The following is a 23,672-nucleotide window of genomic DNA, read 5'->3' as shown; positions in this document are numbered from 1 at the left end:
TGAGGTATGAGAGCTGTAACCCCTATCTTACTATTGATGCTAGTGGTATTTGCTACTAGCACTCAAGCAAAAATGAAAGTTGAACCTTGTGAAACTGATCGATGCAAAGATTATTTCACCCACTTTAAAATGTCTGCCAAACGAGGGCATGCTGAATCTACTGCGACACTAGCAGAATTTTATTATCACGGATTTGGTATCACAAAGAACCTCAAGCTCGCGCACAAATACTATAAAAAAGCCGCTAAACTTGGCGTTGTTCGTTCGCAATATAAATTAGCATTGCTGTATTTAAACAACGATCATTTTGGCGATTTAGAGCAAGGGGTTAAATATTTAAAGCGTGCTGCTTATAACGACCACCCAAATGCGCCTTATTTACTTGGGGCGATATATTACAGTGATCGCTTTGGCGAGCATGACAAGCTTGAAGCTGACAAATGGCTGGCACAAGCATATCGTGGCGGGCATAAAGATATGCCTGCATTTATTGGTCATATTCTTAGTTTTGAAGAGTTATCCAAGAATCAATTTCCTCATCTTTATTCAGCTATCAAGAAAAAACCGCTTGTTACTACCGCCCAGAATACCTTAGCTTGGCCACCGGAAGATGGTACAGAAGTCATCACAGTGCGCTCTCCAAACATTGACACATTACTGCGTCAGCAAATGGCAGCCGCAAGAAAACAAACGAAACATCTAGGTAGCCGAATGCCTGGGGTAGATTGTCAAACAGCAGTCGCCTGTAAAGCGCTTACTCATCAGGAAATGGCTGATCGTATGGACATAGTCGCCGGTCCAATAGCTCATACCCAAGGAGTTAATAACTAGTTCCCTTAGTGTATCGGCGCTTTTTAATCCTTCCATCTTTAATAAAGAGCGCCGATTTTTTTACAAGTGCACAAGAAATAAGCTTTAATAGACATAACAACTAAAGGAAGTTTCAATGAAAATATTACTGGCGATGATAGCCATAGCCGCTTTAGTGATCAGTTTTTCAAGCACAGCCATTAAAATAGAGCCATGTGACACAGCTGAGTGTCGTGAATATTACAAACATTTCAAACTTAATGCCAAGCGCGGCCAAGCAGATGCTATAGCCACATTAGCGGAATTTTATTATCACGGTTATGGCACTCCAAAAAATATTGTTCGCGCAGTTAAGCATTATAAAAAAGCGGCACGATTAGGCGTTGTTAGAGCACAGTATAAAGCAGGGTTAATCCATCTAATTAATGAACGATTTCATGATTACGATAAAGGCATTAAATACCTAGAAAAAGCAGCATATAACCAACATATGAATGCCATGTATCTACTTGGTATTATTTATTACAGCGATCAGTTTGGCGAACACGATAAAGCAAAAGCTGACAAATGGCTTGCCCGTGCATTCCGTTATCGCCATAACGATATGCCAGAATTTGTCGACCATATGTATAGCTTTGAAGACATTACTCAAGAAAACTTTCCGATGCTTTATGCCGAGTTAGATGAAAAGCCATTGATCAAATCAAAAGACAACCAATTGATTTGGCCTGAAATGGACGGCACTGAAGTGATTACCGTTAGAGCCCCTGACATCAATGAAATTTTGAGTGACCAATTAAAGAGCTTCCGACGTAAAATTAGACGTACAGGCACTCGCATACCTGGCATTGATTGTAACGCCGCTGTCGCTTGTCGAAAACTAACAGTTGATGAAATGAAAGATAGTTACTGGATTGTCGCAGGTCCTGTACCAAACTCTAACTAATCATTTACCTCCCTTTTTCGCTGCTTTGCTGATTTATTAATCGAACAGACTACTTTTTTCAGCAAAGTGCTTTACCTTTAATGTTGCTTGGGTATAATTCACCACCTCAGCAGGGGTATAGTTCCAATTGGTAGAACAGCGGTCTCCAAAACCGACGGTTGGGAGTTCGAATCTCTCTACCCCTGCCATTTTCTTCTTTTTCGCACACTATCTTAATTTGTTATCTTTTGTCATTATATGAGCTCTTAACGTTCGATTCATTTGATCATGATTTCATCACAAGCATTTAGCAAATTAACAGCGATGGGCGTTCCTTTATATCAAGTAAAGGAAATAGCAGATACCACGGAGCAAGATAGTTGTTTCATTGCCATAGATAAAAACGCAATGGAAGATTCCACCTTGTTTCACGATCTACTCGCTACACTGAACTTAAATAGTGCTGAACTAAAATTCTCTGAAATTGCTATCGATTTAGGCCTATTTAATTGGCAGTTTAAGGAAGGTTCAGAGATTACATCTACTAAAACCTTATTAATAACGCCGCCCTTAAATGAACTAATATCGTCACCTGAGCTTAAACAGCAACTATGGCAACAAATCCTCACCCACATATAAAATGAACTCGCTTACTTATACAAAAATAACCGCTAATGACGTTGCTAAGCTTATGCCTATAGAACAAGCTTGCCATAGCCACCCTTGGTCAGAAAAAGTATTTCGCTCATGCATTGACGGACGTTATTTTGGTCAGTACGCCATGAAAGGCGACGAATTAATTGGTTTTTATATCGGCGAATATATTTTGGGCGAAGCAACGTTAATGGATATTTGTGTATCCCCTTCCCAACAAGGCAATGGTTTTGGCAATGCACTCACTAACCATTTTATCGATCAGGCTAAGTCTTTAGGTGCAGAAACTATTTGGCTAGAAGTAAGAGCAAGTAATATCTCTGCCATTATGCTCTACATTAACCATGGCTTTATAGAAACAGGTAGGCGCACCGGTTACTACCCTAAAGAAATAGGCTATGAAGATGCCATCGTTATGAAAAAGTATTGCTAACGCACAGCTTGATGGTTACCAGTTACAAATAACTACATTTCATTACGCTATCTAGCTAGTTACAAATAACGTGTACGACTATGATTTAAACATTCGTTAATTTAAGTAGAAATGCCATGTTTAAACGCCAACAGTTGCCAAGCGATAGCCAACTAAGTAACAACCAACTAGCAAATATATTAGTTGCTCAGGCTGTTGAACAGTTACAGCAAATAACTCAACTATCAGAAAATCAATGTCAACAACTTATTAAGCAGCAATTCACCGATAGTGCGTCTCAATTCAATATTATTTCGCATCAAGAAAGCGACTTTATTATCGGTTTATTTGCTTAATTCTTGAAATAAAAACGATACATTTGAGTAAGAAGGAGCATTGATTTAGCCCCTTCTTTAAATGAACCGTTAGTGGTTAACCACAGCAATTTGTTCCACTTGTTTAAACTTCCCTTTTGACTCAGGGCTAAGCAGAAAATCTAGTTGTACTAAATTATTTTTGCTACCAGCACTTGATGCATTGTATTTCCACTGTCGTAATGCAATTTTTGCACTTTTATCAAAAACCTTCTTTGGGGTAGCATTCACAACGGTTACATTAGTGACATCACCAGAAGGTTTGATATCAAACTTTAAGACGACACTACCTTCTAGGCTATCAGTAACCGCTTTTTCAGGATAAATTGGCTCAATGCGCGTTACTGGAACAATTGCAGTTGTTTTGTGTTTAGCACCATCGTCAGTATTACCAGCGTAGCTAATAGCCGACATTAAGGTGACAGCCCCAGCCAATAGCGCTGTAGTAATTAATTTTGAACCTGTTGGTTTATTCTTGATCAGATTGATTCGTTCAAACATCACGTGTTTATCTCCATATTCTTTAAAGGACAATTGGGCAAAACCTAGTGGTGGTGCAGTTTCAGCAGCCACCAAAAGGGCTTTACCGTAGTTGATCCTGCTTGTGGTGTGTTTGCGCGCCAACACAACTTGATCACAGGAAAGTTCTTGGTCACGGCGAAAGCGAGAAAACGCTAACCATGCCAAAGGGTGGAACCACATAATTGCTAAAACCATTAGCGCAAATGCATTCCATACCAAGTCACCACGGCGGTAGTGACAAAGTTCATGTTCAAGGATCAGCGCTTGCTGCTCCTTTGAAAATAATTCATCAAATTCACTCGGAATCACTAATTTAGGCTTAAAAACACCGACAAGCATTGGACTAAAAACTTGGTCGCTCTTTCTTACTTGCAGGTCACTATTTTGCAATTCATTGAGCTTACTTTTTTCTACTGTTTGCCAGTTTCGTTGCACTTTAATTAGCAAAAAGTGACGAACCAACCAATAGCCAATTAAGCTAAATGTCCCTACCGCCCATGCGTATTGCAAAATAGGCGCTAGCCAGCTTCCTATATTTTGATCCGTAGAAAACGTCAAATAACGCTGCATCGATTGACCGTCGTTGACCAAAGCAAACCAATTAGGCAGCTCGATTACAGGAACAATTAAACTAGCAGGTATTAGCAGCCAACTAATGTAACTAACCGAAGGCCCCAACTTGTTAACAACTAAGCTACGCATGGCTAACAGCAAACAGCAACAAAGAGTAAATGGTCCAATAATGTTAGATAGCCACTCAATCATTTTCTTGCTCCCACTCATCAATTAAAGCTTTAAGTGACTCTATGTCATCTTTTTGCAATTGATTGTTCTTAGCAAACCCTGCAACTAACGGAGAAACTTTACCACTAAAGAGTCGTTGAACTAGCGACTGACTTGCCTGTTGCTGATAATTTTCTTGGGCAATTAGCGGGTAATATTGATAGCGGCGTTGCTCTTTTTCAAAACCAATTGCTTCTTTCTTTACTAAGCGATTGAGCAATGTCTTGACGGTTTTTTCATGCCATTCACGTTGCTCATTTAGTCGCTCAATAATTTCATTCGCACTAAGTGGGCTTTGCTGCCAAAGCACGCCTAAAACTTCTAATTCCGCATTACTAATGTCTGCCATAATTTTTCCTGCTTTTGCCTAAACTTTTACCTTCGTTAGCGTAAATTACACTAGTTAAATTCGTTCACCAAAAATAAAGTCACAGCCACGTATTGCAGCATATTCTTCAACTGGCAACAGTCGATAAACTAGCGCACTACCAAGTCGATCATTGACCTTCTGTTTAGACACTTCAAAATACAACCAACGATCAGCATTCATTGGTTTCATTTCAATATAAGGGTATGAACGAATCCGCCAAAAACCATGAGTGCCATAACTGTAATTGTAACTTTTTACTTCTCTACTAAAGGTATAACTACCATCACGGTGAAGGCTTAAGTTTATATCGTTTGAGCAATTATCACTGTGATAGTTGTTTGCAATATCAACAATTGAAGTGCCTGCATGTGGATTTATACCTTCAGGTACAATAAATACACCAATTGAATTTTTCTGAAACCAATGATTATCTTCAACCAATGCAGAAACATTTGAAACGGGCCAATGCTGTGCCATCAAAATATCTTCGAGTTGATGAACAACTTCCGGCTTCGTGACAAATGGCGAATAAACAATTGCCGTGTTGTTAATCGTTTGAGGAAAGCTGTGGTGGTTAATTTCTACATCAATGGAGCGGCTTACTAACTGATTAACCAAGCTTTGAGTTTGCTCATTAGACATATAGCGCCCGTAGATATGCACAGTAGGCGAACTACAAGCTCCAACAAAGCAAATAACCGACAATGAACAAACAAGTCTTAATAAATTCATGATCAAACGATTACAACTGTAATTTACAGTTAAGATTACACATGTAATCAAATATCGCAAGTTTTATTTTTTGCTCGATAAAAGTTGATGGGAACACTATTCAGACTCTTAATGCTCCCCCTTATTTATTTGCAATTAGCCTTTAGCAAATAAAGCCTTTGACACGCCATGAAGTTTTAATTCTGGTTGCCTGTTGTTACAGCGACTTGTTTAGCAGGTTCTGATAAGTGTTTCTCTAAAAACGGCATAATATAGTCATAGAGCTGTTTAATCTCACCCGTTGTTTTGAAACTATGCCCCACATTATTCATTTTAAAAAAGTCTACTGGTATATCCGCTAATTCAAGCAAAGTCTTTAGGCGCCATGAGTGTTCAATATCTACACGCTCATCTGTTGAGCCATGGACAAGCATAAGTGGCTTAGTAATATTGTGATATTGATAGACGGGAGAATACTGCATAAGTAATTCAACATTTTTCGTTGGATCTCCGACAATTTCCTTTAAGGTTGTAGTCAACTCTAGATCATTCTTAACGGAACTTTTATTAAACAGTAATGGTAGGTCTGTTACTCCTGCAAACGATACTGCACACGAATATTGTTCAGGCGCTCTTATTATCCCCATAATTGCAGAGTAACCGCCATAGCTGCTACCAAATAGACATATTTTCTGTTCATTTATTTGAGGGTATTTTTTTAAGGCATTTGCTAGTGCCGCCTCTATATCATCTTCAATACTTCGTCCCCACTGTTGCATCCCTTTAAACTTAAACTGACGCCCAAACCCGGCCGAACCTCGATAATTAACTTGCAACACTGCATAGCCATTGTATGCTAACCACTGTGGATCACCTGAAAAATAAGAGCTATCTCTAACACCTATAGGGCCACCATGTGGCATTACAATTACAGGAATATTCTGTTCTTCTGAATTAGGTAAAGTGATATAAGACTCTATTTCCAAACCATCATCACTTAGTGTCTTAAAGCTTTGAGTTTTAGCCAATTTCACCGATTTAAGCCAAGGGAATAAGTCACCAACTTCTGAGCAATCTGTTGAATTTATTTCGCATAAAAGCAATTGACCTGGATTACTCTGACTTGTTGCCACCGTTAAAAGCTTATCAAATGACTCTGTGGCATCAATGATATGAAATACCTTGTCTTTGACTACAGACATAAATGAAGAAAATTTCTTTTTATCCGCTTCATCTAGAAACTGATAAGTAAGTAACCCATCCTCTAAGTAACTTACTGCAAAGGGTTTATCACTTTTATTATCAATTAAAATATCCGTAATATCTTTCCCGTCTATCTCAAAAAGCTTTTTTGTAATAGAGAATGATTCCAAATCAAACTGTACGGCGCTCTTTGTATCATTGACAGCATCAGTAATTAGCCAAAGCTTTTTCCCGTCTTTACTTATTTCAATGGGATACACCTCACTCTTGCGTTGAGCTGTCCATACCATTTTTAATCTTTTGGAGTTATTTTTTCTAGCCCAAATACTTGGAACTCCTTGACGGTAGCTAATACCTATTGCAAGTTTATGCGATGAATCTGTAAGCCAAGTTACGATATCTTCGCTATCTCTATTAATACGATGGCGCTTTTTAAAGGAATTTCGCTCGAAAAGATTTACATTAAACACATCAGTGTATAGGTTGGTATCGGTACGTTTATAACGAGCAAGAAAAATTCGGTCCTCGTTACCAAATAAAGGATCAACGACGTAGGCTTGTTCATCAATCACTTTATATTTTTCGAGCTCGACACCGTTTTCGTTTTGCTTGATCTTAAACGCATAAAAGCGATGCATTCCATCATTTCTTCTTACGGTTTTTGCGACAATGACATTTTCAGAAGACCAATAAAAGTTCGATATATAAAACTCCCTACTCACGTTAAATATACTGCTTGCTTTTTCATTTCCTCTGCTAAACATTACTTCATTAAACTTTTCATAAACCACACTATTTCCAGAAGGGCTCATTGAAGCATTGGAAATAACCGCTTTCCTAAAAAAATCTTCAACCGTAACTTGCGCCGACTCTTCTTGTTCAGAGGCTAAAGTAAATTGCGCCGAGACAAGAAACAAAAGGCAAAATAGATATACAAAATTATTATTCTTCATCAGAAACTTCCATGATCTGCTGTTTATAAAACCCTAAAAATGGGTCGTGCGGTACTAAAGCATTTGTCCAAGAAAAATTTTTTAAAAGTAATGGAAATTTAATTTCCATCATTTGGAGCATCATCGAGCTTCTATCACTTACATCGCCATAACCATTGCCATTAATAACATTAGACAGGAACTCACCGGCGAAATTTAATTTTCCTTTTTCAACCTGAAAACTGAGTTTTTCATTTTTAAAATTAAAATAACTGTAACCATAGTTATTTTTATTCCATTTAATTTTTTCCCAGTAATATTTCCCCTCAGGTAATTTTACAACTTCAAAATGATACGATGTTCCAATCGGTCCTATCGTAATGTTGTCACCAAACAACGATTCACTTTTTAATATGTATTCAGTTGCGATATTTCGATAGTTGGAACGAATTACAATAACAACCAAGCCTTCATTTTTGCTCAGTTCATCTAATTTCACTCGTTCAATAATTTTCTCTTCAATATTTTCTAATAAACCTCCAAATTGCTGCTCATGTTCTTCAAGCAAATCATCCAGTCTAGACAAATCCTCACAAAAGTGTTGCTGTTCACTCTTTTCAGCTATTTCGAGAATGGTTTTAGGGAACATTTCCGTGTATTCAGTAACGTAATAATCGAATTGACCTTTCTTTTCTAATCGTGATTGAAAATGATGAAAATCAGAGGCTTTTTGCTTCCCATGCTTTTTAATATATCGCTTTTCAATTTTTTTAATTACTGATTGATAATCTTCAACAATATTTGCCGCATCTTCTTGAAAGTTTGCAGATAATTTTTGGAGTTTTGATTTGCATGTATCTATATCTACCGCTGCCGAAATTTGGCTATATAGATTGAGGGTTAAAAAAAAGACTAACTTATTCAAAATAGCACTTCCATTGCACTGGTGAATACCTATAACGCTATAATAACGTATGACATTCATCCTTAAACATCTAATTTAATTGATTATTTATTAAAAACATCTGACTTTCAATTCCTAATAGCAAAAAAACAATAATTAACCACATTAAATCTCCTTAGAAATTTCTCTTAAGTAAGACTTTCAGATATAATATCGCGCTTTATTTTCCATCCATTTTTAAACCACAGGGTATTATATGTCTGTACAACAGCAGGAAGTGTCGAAACGACGTACGTTTGCGATAATTTCTCACCCAGATGCTGGTAAAACCACCATCACGGAGAAAGTGCTTTTATTCGGTCAAGCTTTACAAACAGCCGGTACGGTTAAAGGTAAAAAGTCGGGCCAGCACGCTAAATCAGACTGGATGGAAATGGAAAAAGATCGTGGTATTTCAATAACAACCTCGGTAATGCAATTTCCTTATGGCGACTGTTTAGTTAACTTACTCGACACGCCAGGTCACGAAGATTTCTCGGAAGATACTTACCGTACATTAACGGCAGTTGACTCCTGTTTAATGGTGATTGATACCGCGAAAGGTGTTGAGGATCGAACCATTAAGTTAATGGAAGTAACACGCCTACGTGATACGCCAATCATTACTTTTATGAACAAAATGGATCGCGATACTCGTGATCCTATGGAAGTAATGGATGAAGTCGAAGAAGTTCTTAAAATAAAATGTGCCCCTATTACTTGGCCGATTGGCATGGGTAAGGAATTTAAGGGTGTTTATAACATTTTAACCGACGAAACCATTTTGTACTCAACAGGTCAAGGCCACACCATTCAAGAAAAGCGTGTAATTAAGGGGCTCGATAACCCTGAGCTTGACGCGGAAGTAGGTGCATTTGCTGATGATTTACGTGAAGAGCTTGAACTAGTAGTTGGTGCTTCACATGAATTCAACTTAGACGAGTTTTTAAAAGGTGAATTAACACCTGTATTTTTCGGTACCGCATTGGGTAACTTTGGCGTTGACCATATGTTGGACGGTTTGACCGAGTGGGCACCGACACCACAACCACGTGCGACCAATGTCCGAGACGTTGAGGCAGGTGAAGAAAAGTTCTCTGGTTTCGTATTTAAAATTCAGGCAAATATGGACCCAAAACATCGTGACCGTATCGCCTTTATGAGAATCGTATCTGGTAAGTATGCTAAAGGTATGAAAATGCGCCAAGTACGTATAGGTAAAGATGTAAAAATTGCTGATGCTGTTACTTTTATGGCGGGCGACCGCTCTAACGTAGAGGAAGCATACGCAGGCGACATTATAGGTTTACATAACCACGGCAGTATTCAAATTGGTGATACTTTCACGCAAAATGAAGATATGAAGTTCAGCGGTATTCCTAACTTTGCACCAGAAATGTTCCGTCGTATTCGTCTTCGTGATCCGTTAAAAGCTAAGCAGCTGCAAAAAGGTCTTATCCAATTATCGGAAGAAGGTGCGGTACAGGTATTCCGTCCACTTGATAATAATGACATGATCGTAGGCGCCGTTGGTGTACTGCAGTTTGAAGTTGTTGTTCAACGTTTAAAAACTGAATATAACGTTGATGCGATATACGAACCAATTAGTGTGGCAACAGCACGTTGGTGTACTTGTGAAGACGAGCGCACGTTAGAACAATTTAGACGAAAAGCTTCTGATAACTTGGCACTAGATGGTGGTGATAACTTAACCTATATCGCACCAACAATGGTCAATTTAAGTTTGGCGCAAGAACGCCATCCGGACATAGTGTTCCATAAAACTCGAGAACACTAAAACGCCTTGGTAAAAGGCTATTTATACTTGAACGAAACACTCAATAAGTAGAGCAACCATAATGAAAAAATTAAGTATCGTATTTTCAACATTACTATTAATTACGGCATGTGCACCAGAAGTAGGTAGCGAAGCTTGGTGCGAAGCGATGAAAGAGAAGCCTAAAGGCGACTGGACAGCTACTGAAGCTAAAGACTTCACTAAGCACTGCATTTTCTAAAACCCTACCTAAGGTTATTTTAAAATTATTTTACTAACTGCATGTCGGTTAGGATTGCTTAAAGCAAAAAGAGATACATAAATGAATATTAAACAACTACTTTCAGACATCGTACAAAAAGCAATGGTAGCTGCAGGTTTACCCGAAGGTACTAACCCAGCAGTCAGTCAGTCAAGTAAACCACAATTTGGCGACTACCAAGCTAACGGTGTAATGGGCGCGGCAAAGAAATTAAAAACAAATCCGCGCGAGCTAGCAACAAAAGTAGTTGAAAGTCTAACACCAGCGTTAGTTAGCGCTGGTATTGCAGAAAAAATAGAGCTAGCAGGCCCTGGCTTTATTAATATTCATTTAGATAAAGCATGGTTAGCCAATCAATTGGCCGCTAGTGCTAAAGATAAACAGTTAGGTGTTACTCAACGTGAAGTGCCACAAACCGTTGTCGTTGATTATTCAGCTCCTAACCTTGCTAAAGAAATGCATGTAGGTCATTTACGTTCGACCATTATTGGCGATGCAGTAGTACGTGCATTAGAATTTCGTGGTGACAAAGTTATTCGCCAAAACCACATGGGTGACTGGGGCACGCAATTTGGTATGTTGTTGGCACACTTAAGTGACAAACTAGCAGCTAATGAAGTAGCAGAAACCGCATTAGCCGATTTAGAAAACTTCTATCGAGAAGCGAAAGTGCGCTTTGATGATGAAGAAGGGTTCGCTGATCGAGCTCGTGAGTACGTGGTAAAACTACAAAGTGGCGATGCCGAATGCGACAAGCTATGGCAGCAATTTATTGATATCTCAATTACCCACAGTGAAGAGATATACCACAAATTAAACGTGACACTTAAACGCAGCGATATTATGGGTGAAAGCGCCTACAATGCCGATTTACCAAAAGTAATTGATGAGCTAATGGCAAAGGAAATTGCCGTTGAAGATCAAGGCGCTAAAGTTGTTTTTATTGATGAAATGGCTAACAAAGACGGTGAACCATCGGTTTTTATCGTCCAAAAATCTGGTGGCGGCTACTTATATGCAACAACCGATTTATCGGCATGTCGTTATCGTAGCGGCGAACTAAACGCTGACCGTATTGTTATTTTCACTGATGCGCGTCAATCATTACACTTTAAACAAGTTGAAATTGTTGCTCGTAAAGCTGGTTTCTTGCCTGATAACGTTGCCTACGATCACTGCCCATTTGGCATGATGATGGGTGATGACGGAAAACCATTTAAAACCCGTACTGGTGGCACAATTAAGTTGGCAGAGCTGCTCGATGAAGCAGTTTCTCGTGCGACTGAACTAATTAAAGAAAAGAACCCAGAAATAGACAGCGAACTACTCTCCGAGATTTCACGTAAAGTTGGTATTGGCGCCGTTAAGTTTGCAGATTTATCAAAAAACCGCACCAGCGATTACATATTTAATTGGCAAACCATGCTGAGTTTTGAAGGCGCTACAGCACCATACTTACAATATGCTTTTTCTCGCATTCAAAGTATTTTCAGAAAAGCAGAGGTAAGTGCCAATAGTATTTCAACAAAGGCAACAATTACTGAACCTCAAGAAAAAGCGTTAGCGCTTAAACTATTACAGCTTGAGGAAGTATTAGATTCTGTAATTTCTGAATGTACACCAAATTTATTGTGTAATTATTTATACGAATTAGCTAGTCTATACATGAGTTTTTACGAAGCTTGTCCAATTTTAAAAGATGACATTAGTGATGAAGTAAAAACATCGAGATTAGCATTATGTGCTAATGTCGCTAACACCTTAAGCCAAGGTCTTGATATTCTTGGTATTGAAGTTATGGACAGAATGTAAGCTAGAGGTTTTATTTCAATGAAGTTATTACTTGTCGGTGCCAATAGTACCGATCAGGCTACACTCAAGAAAATATTTAGCCGTGGCAGTCATCAACTTAGTATGGTTGATACTGCCAGCTTAGCTGTAGAGCTTGTTGGCAATGAAAAATACGATGTTGTTGTTGTAAATTCACAGCTATCAGAGACTAGTATCTCAGCATTTCTAGAGGAAATAACAACGCTTATTCCACTAGCGATTAGAATTGTTGTTACTGACAATGGTGAAGAACAAGAAATTGATGGTGCTCATTCACAGCTTGTTAGTCCTATTCGCCCTGCCTGTCTTGTAGAGTTATTGGAATCAATTATTCCGAATAACCATGCCATTACTAAAAAAGTAATTGTCAAAGCGGTTAACGAAGTTAAAGCGTTACCTAGTCCACCTAAAGTTTACATGCAACTTAATGCGCTCTTAAAACAAGAATCAACAGACTCTGAGAAAATTGCGGAAATCATTAGTCGTGATCCGGCACTAGTCGCTAAAGTATTGCAATTTGTAAATAGCTCTGCCATGTCAAAAGGTAAAGCTTTAAGTAGCATTACTGACGCCATTACCAAAATGGGCGTAGACACCTTATGTTGTATTGTCATGACTGCGGAATTATTTGCTTACGAGCCTAATATTCCCGATTTTTCAATAGAAAAAGAACAAATGCACAGTCTAGGCACCGCAAGATTGGCAGCATCTATTGTGAAACCAGAACTTAAACAAAATGCACTACTAGCGGGCTTGTTACATGACATTGGAAAGCTCGTATTATTTGAAATTAATGCTGAGCAAACTAAAAAATTTATACAAAATCGCTTTAATAGCAGTGACAATATTTTGCTTGAGCAAAAAATATTTGCTACCGACCACGCGCATCTTGGTGGCTATTTATTGCATATGTGGGGGTTCCCTTACCCAATTATTGAAGCAGTTGTATTACATCACCAGCCGGAAAAGCTGATTAAAAAGCCTTTTGGTGTTGCACATGCCATATATATTGCCGACGCATTAATTAGAGAGCGAGATTTATCTCCCGCCTTTATTGATAAGTTTAAGCTAGAGTCAGTGTTAGAAAAACTGCAAGCTCGTGCAGATAAGTTAAGAATGTAGAGAAAAAGGTTAGCTTTAACAGGCATTAAGAAAGAAAAAAGCTCTTATCCTGCGTGTTCACATGTCCAAGATAAGAGCTTTTATAGCACAGATGTATATTTATCTATGCACCAGTTCTATTTAAGCTTTTTTGATTTCTATAAGCTAAACCAAATAAAGCGATTGAAAAAAGCGCAATAGTTGTTGGGGTTGGCACAGAGTTACTTGAAGTTGGATCTACCGAACCAAAAGTAACATCATCATAGATAATAAAATTTGCCGTTCCACCAAAGTCGATAGACTTCGCTGTACCTGAAAACGCTACTGAACCAATATCCCAATTACAATAATTCCCATTTGGATCGCCACTACAGTTACCAAGGTTATTACCAAAGTCAATAGAACCTAACAGCGTACCTGTAGCTCCTTCTTCACTCCAAACTGATACTGTCGCAGCTGAACTGTTACTTGAATAAAAGAAAGAAAAGCCGGTATCAAATCCCGACGACAAATTTAAAATAGCAGAATCATTATTGAGAAAAATCATCCCTGTTTCTGGACTAGGTTCATTAGCAGAATTACAGTTACCACCAGCGTCTGAATCTAAACATGCGATTGCATCTGCGAATGAGATACCATAATCAATACCTGAATTGCCTAACGAATCGGTGCCACCGTTGTAAAAGTCGTTTATGTCAGCGCCAATACCTATCCCTTCAAAATCCAAGGTAATAATAGTTGCCGACACTGAAGCAGCAAATACAATAGGAACAAAAGCTAGCAAGGTTTTTAATAATTTCATTATGTAATTCCTTTTTAATGGAGTTAATCACCAATAAAGCAATAATCACTCCAAAACCATAAACCCATATAAAACAAGCGATTATGCATTTATGGTCACTCTTTATAACTATTAATGTAAATAAGTTCGACAGGAGAGTTTTTAAATTATTAATTTGAAATAGATTGAGTTCAAAGCTGTTTGGTATATTTAGATACAATTTTTTTTAAAGCTTGTTTTAGAAAATATTTTTTAAGCAGCCCATAATAAGTCTACATTAGATGCCTTATCAATAATGTGTTTTTCGCTAAAATTGACGGCTTCACCACACTTTGAGTACACTGATTATGATTTTGCTTACATATTTAATATGCATACCTTCACAGATAGCCATTGCCATTTAGACTTTCAAGAACTTTCCAGTAACATTGACGTTGTACTCGCTGAATGCTTACGGAATAATATCAAACGAATTATAGTACCTAGCGTCGGGCCACAAAATTGGACTAAAGTGCTAGCGCTAACCTCTGTCAAAAGTGATATTTCAATTTATCCATGCTTAGGCATTCACCCTTGGTATTTAGATGATATCAGCATTGATTCAATCAATTTACTCGATGAACTGCTATCAACACACAAAAGCGAATTAATCGCACTCGGCGAAGCGGGTATTGACGGCACAATAGCCAAGGAAAAACAAAACTTAACAAAGCAAATCGAAATATTTGAACTTCAGCTAATGTTGGCAAATAAACACCAATTACCAGTTATTGTTCATCACCGGCGTTCGCATCCAGAAACGGTCAAATGTCTCAAAGAAGCGAAATTAAAAAGTGGAGGGATTATTCACGCGTTTTCAGGAAGTTACCAGCAAGCAAAACACTATTTAGATTTAGGGTTCAAACTTGGGATTGGCGGCACAATCACCTATCCTAGGGCAGAAAAAACAATTAAAACAGTCAAAAAACTACCAATCGACTGTCTCGTGCTAGAAACAGATGCGCCATCAATGCCGTTGGCAGGTTATCAAGGTCACCCCAATCACCCCAAGCGCATTATCAACGTCTTTGAACATTTATTAGCGATAAGAGAAGAATCTGCAGAGCAGCTAGCAATGCAAATGGAAGAAAATATCAATCAACTTTTTGAATTAACTCGGTAGCCTTGGCGACTAAAACGACTCAAACCACGAGTAAGTAAAAAACCAACGAGCCCAGCCATTAATAACATTAATCGAGTAAGTTCCTGGTTGTTTTCATTGGCTAATTTCAGATCTTCATGTCGTTGATTATTCATTAGCGTTAAGCGCAAATATCCGTATAACTTATCGGTTCTTAACTCGATAACAAACGGCTGTCTATTACCGCTTTTATCGGGTAAATGTTCACCGATACCGTAAATTTGATTAACCGACTGTTCGAGACCTGATTGCGCAATAGTTTGGCCGGTTTCATCATAAAGTATGGCTTGCTCAATAAATTCCGGGACAGCTAATTGTGTTATATGTTCTTTTAATAATGCTTTATTGCGTTTAGCTAATATAACTAAAGTCGAGCGAGCAGCCTGATTAATGTAATCATCCCCATAAACTTGCTGTTGACGCTCTATAAGTGAGGACTGACGGCTATAGCTATCAATAATTAAATTCAATAATACGATGATCAACACAATTGCTATAGCTAATTGCAGAATTTTATTATATATCGACGATATTTTAGGGTATAAAGGCAAATCTGTTTGCGACATAAGCAACACGTAACTGCTAAAAAACTTCCATCTACTATCACTATAGTGCTTTAGATGTGTTTTGAAAATCATTAACTAGACAATTACTGATAGGAAATTCTGTAACAATGAATAACAGCCCTCTTTCATTACCAACAAACACCAGCCAAACATGGGCCGAAGTTATTAAAGAATTCTCTCCTGAGTTACCTGCAACCTTATTACAAAATGCTCAAGCATGGATAATTTCTGCTGGCGATGAAGCCAATAACTCGCTAGAACTTATTATTTTCTCAGATACTTCTATAGCACAATTTACCGAGCTAACTACTCAATGTGGAATTACGCCAGTAACACTTTTAAAGCAAGTATCTCGAAACAACCAAGCCAGTATAAGGTTTTCAATAGCTTGCGAAGATATTGCTCAAGCCCGTGAAAAATTAGTGACTTTTACATTAGCGAATAATATAGAAGCTGCAATTGTCGAAAATGCGCCAACGCTTGCCAAGCCTGGGTTATTAGTTATGGATATGGACTCGACGACAATTGAAATAGAATGTATCGATGAAATTGCAAAATTAGCAGGTGTCGGCGAGCAAGTAGCAGAAGTGACCGAATTGGCTATGCAAGGCAAACTCGACTTTGCTCAAAGCTTGCATCAGCGCGTGGCTACATTAGAAGGTGCCTCTGAATCTATCTTAGCTGAAGTGGCTAATGACATACCATTAATGCCAGGTTTATTGCCATTAATCGACGTACTGAAACAGCATGGTTGGAAAGTTGCAATCGCGTCTGGGGGCTTTACCTATTTCGCCGATCACTTAAAAAATATATTAGGGCTAGATGCTGCCGTTGCAAATACTTTAGAAATCATTGATGGAAAGCTCACCGGTAAGGTACTAGGTGATGTTGTTGATGCTAATGTTAAAGCACAAACGCTAGGAAAACTCGCTAAGGAATACGACATTGAGGCTGGCCAAATGGTCGCAATGGGCGATGGAGCTAATGATTTAGTGATGATGTCAGCGTCAGATCTTGGCGTTGCTTATAAAGCTAAACCATTAGTTTTGGCGCAAGCAGATTCAAGTATTAGTCATTCGGGCTTAGATTGCATGTTGCATTGGCTAGCTTAACCAAATGAATCAGGTTTGCTAGCCAGTAATCGCCATCAATTTACGCTTATTGAAGCAGTAGTTGATGGCGTAGTATCACTTCTTGCGTAATATCAAAACACTGTATTACACCGGCGACACTCCATATTTCTTGTTCAATTTGTTTGCCTCGGTGAATCGCATAAGACCCGATGTAACTTAATTCTGGGTTTAAATGTTCCATGTCGGGTTCGTCTGTACGAGAAAGCTTCACTAGAATGCAATAAAAGCGTCCGTTGTTAAGTGCTTTATCAATAAACATCTTACGAAGTTTTGTGGTTTTTAATTCACTCGCCAACTTAGTTGTGACCGCACTATCGATAAGCTCCGATTCATGTTTAATCGATATATACAAAGTATCAGTAATAGGTGCATCACCTGATTGTAATTTCTTCAGCGTATTGCTCATCAAGCTAATCGCTTGTTGATTATTCAACAACGGATATAAGTTGTAATGATTGGGTCGATCACTTAAGGCTTTCATTTGATTTAGCAATGGCAGTTGATTACTGCTGCTACCTATCGACTCAATTTTATAACGGCTTCCACTGGTTTGAATAAACAAAGATGGAACATTCAATGTATGCGCATAAATAGAGCGCAACGCCTTAGACAAACCAGGATTCATATCCGCATATTCATCTTTTGTTAGCTTGTCTTTGTTCTTTTCAATGAGCACTTTAAAAAATGCCCTACCAATATGTTGATGCTTTTCAACATGCACCCGTAAATTAAGAATATTTTTTTTCTTATTAATACGCATGACTTCATATGGCAGCGACTTTAATTCAAAGCTTGAAGTTATTTTTTGCAGATTAGGGAAGCTGACATTAACAATTTCCCCTTTAGTTAGCACCGCTGACTTTTCTAAATGAACTTTTAATCCAGACACCGAAAAATCTTGCGACTTTCCTATCCAGTTCACGCCGTCTGCTTCAACTTCGACAGGCGTTTTATATACAAATCTTGGCTCAATTCGTTGATTACGGTAGTTAATGCCAAGCTCATCAACAACAGGAGGTGACGTGAGTCGTATATGTCCAAATGACTTTAATTTACTCGTTTGAATATCTTCAAAGCTCAGTTGAGCATATTCTTGTCGAATTTGCTCATCGGTAATATCAAGCGCGACAACAACATAAGGAGTGCGTGATAAACGTTGTTCAATATCTTCAGAGGGCGGTAAATTAAGATACTCATCTTTTTTCGGCAAAGTATTGGCCAACGTCAATGGCGAATAAGCCTTTGCCTTATCTAGTGACAAAATAGTTAATAGTGTTACAGCAAATGAAGGCTTCGATGCAGCAAAACCAATAAACTGATTCATAAAGCCTTTATCTTGGCTTAATTGTTTTTCATCAGCCGTATAAAAATACGACTTACCTTTACTTTGGTGAATGAAACTATAGACCGTTAACGAGCGACCGAGTTTTGCCGCCCTTAACAGCCGCTCAACACGACTGCTACTGACCAAGCAATGCAATGTATTGTGTTTAAGTTCGTCTTGCCAATATTGATACGTACTTTGATTATTATTCGAAGTAAGCGCATAGCGAGGTGCATATTCACCTGCACTTGCCTCCATAAAAATTGGCAATTCATTCGATTTAGGTAAGGTAAATTGCTCCAAACTACGTGCTTGAAGAGCAGCAATAGTATTGTCTAAATTAATCTTATATCGGCGCTTATTCCCCTGAATATAACCTGCAAGAAATTGCTTGAAGCCATCTTTAGGCTTATCTAAAAGGCGCTGAACACCAATAAATTGGATGTTGTCTTCATGCTCTAAGTTTTTAACCTGATATTCAAATATTGATTGCTGGCCAAACTGAAAATCTTGAGTCAATCCAGTAAATTCGATTTGTATAACATCATCAACGGCAATCTTTTGAGGCTCATTAAATTTAAAGCGGCAGCCGTGAACACTAATATCTGAGCTCGTTGCCTCGATAGTAATGTCATTGGTTAAGGTAATTAAAATAGGAATAGCGAAATTCATTCGCTCTTCTTTACGATCCGCGTAATTTCCAAACTGATAAAACTTAGCCGGATACTGTAATTTTTCAAAAACTTTGGGCTTGTTTTGTTTAGTTATTGCAGGTGCAAGATCACCTGACTTTTCTCGTTGGTAAATTACTCGAAAATTGTTTTCGGTATTATTTACCGCCTCATAAACTCCAAAGGTATAACTTCCATAAGCTGAAACATTGTCTTGATAAACTTTTATCGCAATATCATCTAAAAAGTGGGTACGTTTATCATGCTCATATGCTTTACACTCACCATCAACATGACCTCGCAAATCAATTAAACGCGTACACGGTTGCGCCAAACGTTTTATTTCCATTTTTAATAAGAAACGTTCAGTCTTTGCGATGCTTTTAGTTGCGTGCGTGAAGTTAGCTTCAAACTCGCTTTGATTCACCTGCCCTCTAAAGCGCTCAATGATGCTACTATATTGAGAAAAATCTTTGGTCATTTACGCTCATTTATCATTACAATGGCAATACAAAAATGGTTGTTTAATTAATGAAGTTTAATTCACTACAGAATAAATCAAACCAGTTTTCAATAAAATATATCTGGTGCCAATTTTTAAACACTATCAAAATAAAAGCAATATCTATGCCCTTAAAGGACAACTATGGCTAAGAACAAAACTTCTTATGTATGCACCGAGTGTGGAGCTGACTTTACACGTTGGTTAGGTCAGTGCACAGAATGCAAAGCTTGGAATACTATTTCTGAATTTCGCCAAGCCAAAGCAGCAGGTCGAGGCGGCAGCTTTTCAGGGTTTGCAGGTACCATTGATGCGCAAGTTCAAACGTTAGATAACATTGATTTAACCGAGCTACCACGCTTTTCTTCTGGATTTGTAGAATTTGATCGCGTATTGGGTGGCGGGATTGTACCTGGCAGCGCCATATTAATTGGTGGCGAACCTGGCGCCGGAAAAAGTACGCTACTGTTACAAACCATGTGTCATTTGGCTAGCCAAATGTCTACCTTGTATATCACGGGTGAAGAATCGCTGCAGCAAGTAGCAATGCGGGCAAAGCGATTAGGCTTAGCTACCGACAAACTTAAGCTGCTGTCGGAAACAAGCGTTGAAAATATTTGTCATATTGCTGAACGCGAACAACCAAAAATAATGGTCATCGACTCTATCCAAGTTATGCACATGGGCGATATTCAATCAGCCCCAGGCAGTGTATCTCAAGTAAGAGAAAGTGCCGCGTTTCTTACCCGATTTGCCAAACAACACCATGTCGCGATGATTCTTGTTGGCCATGTGACTAAAGACGGCAGTTTGGCAGGGCCTAAAGTCTTAGAACACTGTATTGATTGCTCAATTATGCTCGAAGGCTCTACCGATTCTAGATATCGCACCCTTCGAGGACACAAAAACCGTTTTGGTGCCGTTAATGAACTTGGGGTCTTTGGCATGACAGGTACAGGGCTAAAAGAAGTTAAAAACCCATCTGCTATATTTCTCAACAGAGGCGAAGAGCAAACGCCGGGTAGCGTGGTAATGGTACTTTGGGAAGGTACACGACCTTTGCTCGTGGAAATTCAAGCGCTAGTTGATCATTCTGCACTTGGCAACCCCAGACGTGTCGCCGTAGGAGCTGAGCAAAATCGTCTTTCCATGTTGCTGGCAATATTACATCGACATGGCGGCTTACAAATGAATGACCAAGATGTTTTTGTTAATGTCGTAGGCGGAGTGAAAGTGGCAGAAACCAGCGTCGATTTAGCACTGCTCCTGGCTTTAGTATCAAGCTTTCGAGATCGGGCATTACCTCAAGATTTAGTGGTATTTGGTGAAGTAGGCCTATCTGGTGAAATTCGTCCGGTACCAAGTGGACAAGAGCGCATAAACGAAGCAGCTAAACATGGTTTTAAGCGCGCGATAGTGCCTTTTAACAACGTCCCGAAAACGCCTATTGAAGGTATGGAAGTAATCGGCGTGAAAAAATTAAGTCAGGCACTAGAAGCAATTTAATACAAAATAGACATTAGGTTACGAATTAACACTAACCTTAGCACGCTATTTTTGCTACTATTTCGCCACTTTTATGCGGCATTACAATTAGCAGTAATGCCACTCCGAATTTAAACCCAGTTGTATACAGGTTTACTATGAAGTCGATATTAAAACACGCAGCATTTGTGATCAGCTGCTCGTTAATCACATTAAGTGCTAGCGCCGAACAATTAACTTTAGACCGTATCTATAGTTCGCCAGCATTAAGTGGCCAAACACCAAAATCATTAAAATTCTCTCCTGACGGTAAACGTGTGACATATTTGCAAGGAAAGCAAGAAAACTCATCTCGTTATGATCTATGGGAATACAACCTTGCAACTCAAGAAAATAGCCTGCTAGTAGATTCTAACGATATATTTTCTGGGCCTGAAAATTTATCTGATGAAGAAAAAGCTCGTCGTGAGCGTCAAAGAGTATACGGTTCAGGCATCATGGAGTATACGTTTTCAAGTGACGGTACCGCCTTACTTTTCCCATTAAATGGTGATGTTTACTACTACAACTTAACTGAGAAGTCAGCCAAACGTTTAACAGAAACCGAAGCATTTGAAACCGATGTTAAGTTTTCACCTAAAGGTAATTTTGTCTCGTTTATTCGCGAGCAAAACTTATTCGTCATTAATATTGAATCAGGTAAAGAGCGACAATTAACCAAGGACGGCGGCGGTTTAATCAAAAACGGCATGTCAGAATTTGTCGCGCAAGAAGAAATGGATCGCATGACCGGCTATTGGTGGTCACCAAACGAAAAGCAGTTAGCATTCTTGCGTGTTGATGAGTCTCCAGTACAAGTGGCTATTCGTAATGAAATCTATGCTGAAGATATAAAGCTCATCGAGCAACGCTACCCTGCCACAGGCACTAATAACGTTAAAATTCAATTAGCAACGGTAGATGTTAAAGGCAAAAAAATACGATTTATTGATACCGGTGATAACGAAGACATTTACATTCCACGCGTAAAATGGCTGCCTAATAGCAAGCACTTGAGCTATCAATGGCAAAGCCGCGATCAAAAAACGTTAGTACTCAAACGTTACAATACTGAGAAACGTCGTCAACACGTTTTACTTACAGAAACATCAGAACATTGGATTAATTTACATAAAGATCTGTCATTCTTAAGCGACGGTGGGTTTATTTGGGCATCAGAGCGCGATGGTTATAAACATTTATATCGCTATGACAAAAAAGGCCAGCTCGTTGCGCAACTAACCAAAGGCGAGTGGGTTGTTGATAGCCTTAAAAGTGTCGATGAAGAAAACGGTTGGGTTTACTTTACGGGCCGTGCCGACACGCCACTTGAGCGACATTTATACAAAGCGCCATTGTCAGGAAAGTCGCCGGAACACGTAGTGCGAGTCACCAAGCGTAATGGTTACCATAATGTGTTTATCTCTAGCGACAACCAAAGCTACATCGATGATTATTCAAGCATTGCACAACCTAAGCAAGTGAGCCTGCATAAAATTACTGGCGAACATGTTACTTGGTTGTCAGAAAATAAGCTTGATGAAAGCCATCCTATCACTCCCTATTTAACCAACTGGGTAACACCAGAATTCGGCTCTCTTAAAACAGAAGACGATGGCACAACGCTGTATTACAAATTATACAAACCGCAAAGCATGGAACCGGGTAAACAGTACCCTGTAATCGTGCGAGTTTACGGTGGTCCACATGCACAACGTGTCACTAATCAATGGGGCTCAAAAGAATATTTAACTCAATATCTAGTTCAACAAGGTTACGTAGTTTTTCAATTAGATAACCGAGGTTCGAACTACCGCGGTACAAGTTTTGAGTTTCCTATTTACGAAAAGCTAGGTGAAGTTGAAGTTGTAGACCAAATTACTGGCGTTAAATACCTTCATACACTGCCTTATGTCGATAAAGAGCGTATTGGCATCTATGGTCACTCTTACGGTGGCTATATGGCACTGATGACCATGTTTAAAGCAGGAGATTACTTTAAAGCTGGCGTATCAGGTGCACCTGTTACCGACTGGATGCTGTACGATACACATTACACAGAGCGCTATTTAAATCACCCTAATGCGAATGCAAATGGTTATGAAGCAAGCAGTGTCTTTCCATATATCGATGGCTTATCTGGTGAACTAATGGTTTATCACGGAATGGCAGATGACAACGTGTTGTTTACCAATACCACTAAATTGATAAAAGCCATGCAAGATAAGAACAAGCAATTTGAATTGATGACTTACCCTGGTAGTAAGCACAGTATGCGCGGTAAAAAAGTTAAAGTGCATTTGAACAACACTATTGTCAACTTTTTCAATCGTCATTTTAAATAAGCATTTCAATGCGAAACAAAAAGCAGGCTAAGGCCTG

At 38.7% G+C, this 23,672-nt stretch carries 21 protein-coding genes and 1 tRNA gene; 14 read left to right on the top strand and 8 right to left on the bottom strand.

Annotated elements, in window-relative coordinates; genetic code table 11:
- Positions 1-6: 6 nt before the first annotated feature.
- The 6 genes from HII17_RS10395 to HII17_RS10370 all read left to right on the top strand — a co-directional run bounded on the left by HII17_RS10395 (position 7) and on the right by HII17_RS10370 (position 3,157).
- Complete coding sequence (locus HII17_RS10395; protein WP_169075301.1) at positions 7-831, top strand: tetratricopeptide repeat protein; 825 nt, start codon at positions 7-9, stop codon at positions 829-831.
- A 115-nt stretch (positions 832-946) separates the two neighbouring features.
- Entirely contained in the window at positions 947-1,756 is an 810-nt protein-coding gene (locus tag HII17_RS10390) for a tetratricopeptide repeat protein (RefSeq protein WP_169075300.1), read from the top strand.
- 111 nt (positions 1,757-1,867) lie between these two features.
- Positions 1,868-1,944, top strand: a tRNA-Trp gene (locus HII17_RS10385).
- Positions 1,945-2,023: 79 nt separating this feature from the next.
- Positions 2,024-2,374 carry a DNA polymerase III subunit psi gene (locus HII17_RS10380; protein WP_169075299.1) on the top strand — a complete coding sequence of 117 codons (351 nt, stop codon included), beginning with the start codon at positions 2,024-2,026 and terminating at the stop codon, positions 2,372-2,374.
- 1 nt (position 2,375) lies between these two features.
- The gene (rimI, locus tag HII17_RS10375; RefSeq protein ID WP_235938709.1) at positions 2,376-2,822 is read left to right on the top strand and encodes a ribosomal protein S18-alanine N-acetyltransferase; all 447 of its coding nucleotides are present in this window, start codon (positions 2,376-2,378) and stop codon (positions 2,820-2,822) included.
- 116 nt (positions 2,823-2,938) lie between these two features.
- Entirely contained in the window at positions 2,939-3,157 is a 219-nt protein-coding gene (locus HII17_RS10370) for a hypothetical protein (RefSeq protein WP_169075298.1), read from the top strand.
- Between the two features lie 69 nt (positions 3,158-3,226).
- Here the strand turns inward: HII17_RS10370 and HII17_RS10365 are convergent, their stop codons facing one another.
- The 5 genes from HII17_RS10365 to HII17_RS10345 form a co-directional block, all read right to left on the bottom strand.
- A complete protein-coding gene (locus tag HII17_RS10365) occupies positions 3,227-4,462 on the bottom strand; it encodes a M56 family metallopeptidase (RefSeq protein ID WP_169075297.1) in 1,236 nt (411 codons plus the stop codon).
- Positions 4,455-4,829, bottom strand: a complete 375-nt coding sequence (locus tag HII17_RS10360; RefSeq protein WP_169075296.1) for a BlaI/MecI/CopY family transcriptional regulator — start codon at positions 4,827-4,829, stop codon at positions 4,455-4,457. Before HII17_RS10360 ends, HII17_RS10365 begins: the two co-directional genes overlap by 8 nt.
- A 54-nt stretch (positions 4,830-4,883) precedes the next feature.
- Positions 4,884-5,582, bottom strand: a complete 699-nt coding sequence (locus tag HII17_RS10355; RefSeq protein ID WP_169075295.1) for a hypothetical protein — start codon at positions 5,580-5,582, stop codon at positions 4,884-4,886.
- A gap of 176 nt (positions 5,583-5,758) precedes the next feature.
- Positions 5,759-7,717 (bottom strand): alpha/beta hydrolase family protein, encoded by a 1,959-nt coding sequence (locus HII17_RS10350; protein ID WP_169075294.1) that lies wholly within the window; start codon positions 7,715-7,717, stop codon positions 5,759-5,761.
- Complete coding sequence (locus tag HII17_RS10345) at positions 7,707-8,621, bottom strand: hypothetical protein (RefSeq protein WP_169075293.1); 915 nt, start codon at positions 8,619-8,621, stop codon at positions 7,707-7,709. The genes HII17_RS10350 and HII17_RS10345 overlap by 11 nt, the downstream gene beginning before the upstream one ends.
- 235 nt (positions 8,622-8,856) lie before the next feature.
- Here HII17_RS10345 and prfC point away from each other — a divergent pair, with 235 nt between their 5' ends.
- The 4 genes from prfC to HII17_RS10325 all read left to right on the top strand — a co-directional run bounded on the left by prfC (position 8,857) and on the right by HII17_RS10325 (position 13,630).
- Positions 8,857-10,437 (top strand): peptide chain release factor 3, encoded by a 1,581-nt coding sequence (gene prfC / locus HII17_RS10340; RefSeq protein WP_169075292.1) that lies wholly within the window; start codon positions 8,857-8,859, stop codon positions 10,435-10,437.
- Between the two features lie 61 nt (positions 10,438-10,498).
- Complete coding sequence (locus HII17_RS10335) at positions 10,499-10,657, top strand: DUF3012 domain-containing protein (RefSeq protein ID WP_169075291.1); 159 nt, start codon at positions 10,499-10,501, stop codon at positions 10,655-10,657.
- Between the two features lie 81 nt (positions 10,658-10,738).
- Positions 10,739-12,490 carry an arginine--tRNA ligase gene (gene argS, locus HII17_RS10330; protein ID WP_169075290.1) on the top strand — a complete coding sequence of 584 codons (1,752 nt, stop codon included), beginning with the start codon at positions 10,739-10,741 and terminating at the stop codon, positions 12,488-12,490.
- A gap of 18 nt (positions 12,491-12,508) precedes the next feature.
- Positions 12,509-13,630, top strand: coding sequence for an HDOD domain-containing protein (locus HII17_RS10325; protein ID WP_169075289.1), 1,122 nt, complete (start codon positions 12,509-12,511; stop codon positions 13,628-13,630).
- 103 nt (positions 13,631-13,733) lie between these two features.
- Here HII17_RS10325 and HII17_RS10320 read toward each other — a convergent pair whose 3' ends face one another.
- The gene (locus HII17_RS10320; RefSeq protein WP_169075288.1) at positions 13,734-14,411 is read right to left on the bottom strand and encodes a PEP-CTERM sorting domain-containing protein; all 678 of its coding nucleotides are present in this window, start codon (positions 14,409-14,411) and stop codon (positions 13,734-13,736) included.
- A 349-nt stretch (positions 14,412-14,760) separates the two neighbouring features.
- Between HII17_RS10320 and HII17_RS10315 the strand changes: the two genes are divergently transcribed.
- Complete coding sequence (locus HII17_RS10315; RefSeq protein ID WP_169075287.1) at positions 14,761-15,552, top strand: TatD family hydrolase; 792 nt, start codon at positions 14,761-14,763, stop codon at positions 15,550-15,552.
- On the opposite strand, the gene HII17_RS10310 is transcribed toward HII17_RS10315, so the two are convergent.
- Positions 15,528-16,136 carry an AhpA/YtjB family protein gene (locus HII17_RS10310; RefSeq protein ID WP_169075286.1) on the bottom strand — a complete coding sequence of 203 codons (609 nt, stop codon included), beginning with the start codon at positions 16,134-16,136 and terminating at the stop codon, positions 15,528-15,530. The two genes, HII17_RS10315 and HII17_RS10310, sit on opposite strands and share 25 nt — an antisense overlap.
- Positions 16,137-16,243: 107 nt before the next feature.
- Here HII17_RS10310 and serB point away from each other — a divergent pair, with 107 nt between their 5' ends.
- Positions 16,244-17,248 (top strand): phosphoserine phosphatase SerB, encoded by a 1,005-nt coding sequence (gene serB / locus HII17_RS10305; protein ID WP_169075285.1) that lies wholly within the window; start codon positions 16,244-16,246, stop codon positions 17,246-17,248.
- A gap of 46 nt (positions 17,249-17,294) precedes the next feature.
- Here the strand turns inward: serB and HII17_RS10300 are convergent, their stop codons facing one another.
- Entirely contained in the window at positions 17,295-19,745 is a 2,451-nt protein-coding gene (locus tag HII17_RS10300) for a PilZ domain-containing protein (protein WP_169075284.1), read from the bottom strand.
- Between the two features lie 165 nt (positions 19,746-19,910).
- Here HII17_RS10300 and radA point away from each other — a divergent pair, with 165 nt between their 5' ends.
- Positions 19,911-21,272, top strand: coding sequence for a DNA repair protein RadA (radA, locus tag HII17_RS10295; protein WP_169075283.1), 1,362 nt, complete (start codon positions 19,911-19,913; stop codon positions 21,270-21,272).
- A 137-nt stretch (positions 21,273-21,409) separates the two neighbouring features.
- A complete protein-coding gene (locus HII17_RS10290; RefSeq protein WP_169075282.1) occupies positions 21,410-23,635 on the top strand; it encodes a S9 family peptidase in 2,226 nt (741 codons plus the stop codon).
- Positions 23,636-23,672 lie beyond the last annotated feature (37 nt).

Source organism: Thalassotalea algicola (assembly GCF_012932965.1).
Classification (GTDB): Bacteria; Pseudomonadota; Gammaproteobacteria; order Enterobacterales; family Alteromonadaceae; genus Thalassotalea_F; species Thalassotalea_F algicola.
The sequence above is the reverse complement of the archived record's forward strand: the minus strand, read 5'-3'. Positions and strand labels throughout refer to the sequence as shown.

Excerpts from the sequence above, each read along its gene's own strand:
- HII17_RS10395 (WP_169075301.1), top strand. The coding sequence starts at position 7 with ATGAGAGCTGTAACCCCTATCTTACTATTGATGCTAGTGGTATTTGCT.
- HII17_RS10390 (WP_169075300.1), top strand. The coding sequence starts at position 947 with ATGAAAATATTACTGGCGATGATAGCCATAGCCGCTTTAGTGATCAGT.
- HII17_RS10380 (WP_169075299.1), top strand. The coding sequence starts at position 2,024 with ATGATTTCATCACAAGCATTTAGCAAATTAACAGCGATGGGCGTTCCT.
- rimI (WP_235938709.1), top strand. The coding sequence starts at position 2,376 with ATGAACTCGCTTACTTATACAAAAATAACCGCTAATGACGTTGCTAAG.
- HII17_RS10370 (WP_169075298.1), top strand. The coding sequence starts at position 2,939 with ATGTTTAAACGCCAACAGTTGCCAAGCGATAGCCAACTAAGTAACAAC.
- HII17_RS10365 (WP_169075297.1), bottom strand. The coding sequence starts at position 4,462 with ATGATTGAGTGGCTATCTAACATTATTGGACCATTTACTCTTTGTTGC.
- HII17_RS10360 (WP_169075296.1), bottom strand. The coding sequence starts at position 4,829 with ATGGCAGACATTAGTAATGCGGAATTAGAAGTTTTAGGCGTGCTTTGG.
- HII17_RS10355 (WP_169075295.1), bottom strand. The coding sequence starts at position 5,582 with ATGAATTTATTAAGACTTGTTTGTTCATTGTCGGTTATTTGCTTTGTT.
- HII17_RS10350 (WP_169075294.1), bottom strand. The coding sequence starts at position 7,717 with ATGAAGAATAATAATTTTGTATATCTATTTTGCCTTTTGTTTCTTGTC.
- prfC (WP_169075292.1), top strand. The coding sequence starts at position 8,857 with ATGTCTGTACAACAGCAGGAAGTGTCGAAACGACGTACGTTTGCGATA.
- HII17_RS10335 (WP_169075291.1), top strand. The coding sequence starts at position 10,499 with ATGAAAAAATTAAGTATCGTATTTTCAACATTACTATTAATTACGGCA.
- argS (WP_169075290.1), top strand. The coding sequence starts at position 10,739 with ATGAATATTAAACAACTACTTTCAGACATCGTACAAAAAGCAATGGTA.
- HII17_RS10325 (WP_169075289.1), top strand. The coding sequence starts at position 12,509 with ATGAAGTTATTACTTGTCGGTGCCAATAGTACCGATCAGGCTACACTC.
- HII17_RS10320 (WP_169075288.1), bottom strand. The coding sequence starts at position 14,411 with ATGAAATTATTAAAAACCTTGCTAGCTTTTGTTCCTATTGTATTTGCT.
- HII17_RS10315 (WP_169075287.1), top strand. The coding sequence starts at position 14,761 with ATGCATACCTTCACAGATAGCCATTGCCATTTAGACTTTCAAGAACTT.
- HII17_RS10310 (WP_169075286.1), bottom strand. The coding sequence starts at position 16,136 with ATGTCGCAAACAGATTTGCCTTTATACCCTAAAATATCGTCGATATAT.
- serB (WP_169075285.1), top strand. The coding sequence starts at position 16,244 with ATGAATAACAGCCCTCTTTCATTACCAACAAACACCAGCCAAACATGG.
- HII17_RS10300 (WP_169075284.1), bottom strand. The coding sequence starts at position 19,745 with ATGACCAAAGATTTTTCTCAATATAGTAGCATCATTGAGCGCTTTAGA.
- radA (WP_169075283.1), top strand. The coding sequence starts at position 19,911 with ATGGCTAAGAACAAAACTTCTTATGTATGCACCGAGTGTGGAGCTGAC.
- HII17_RS10290 (WP_169075282.1), top strand. The coding sequence starts at position 21,410 with ATGAAGTCGATATTAAAACACGCAGCATTTGTGATCAGCTGCTCGTTA.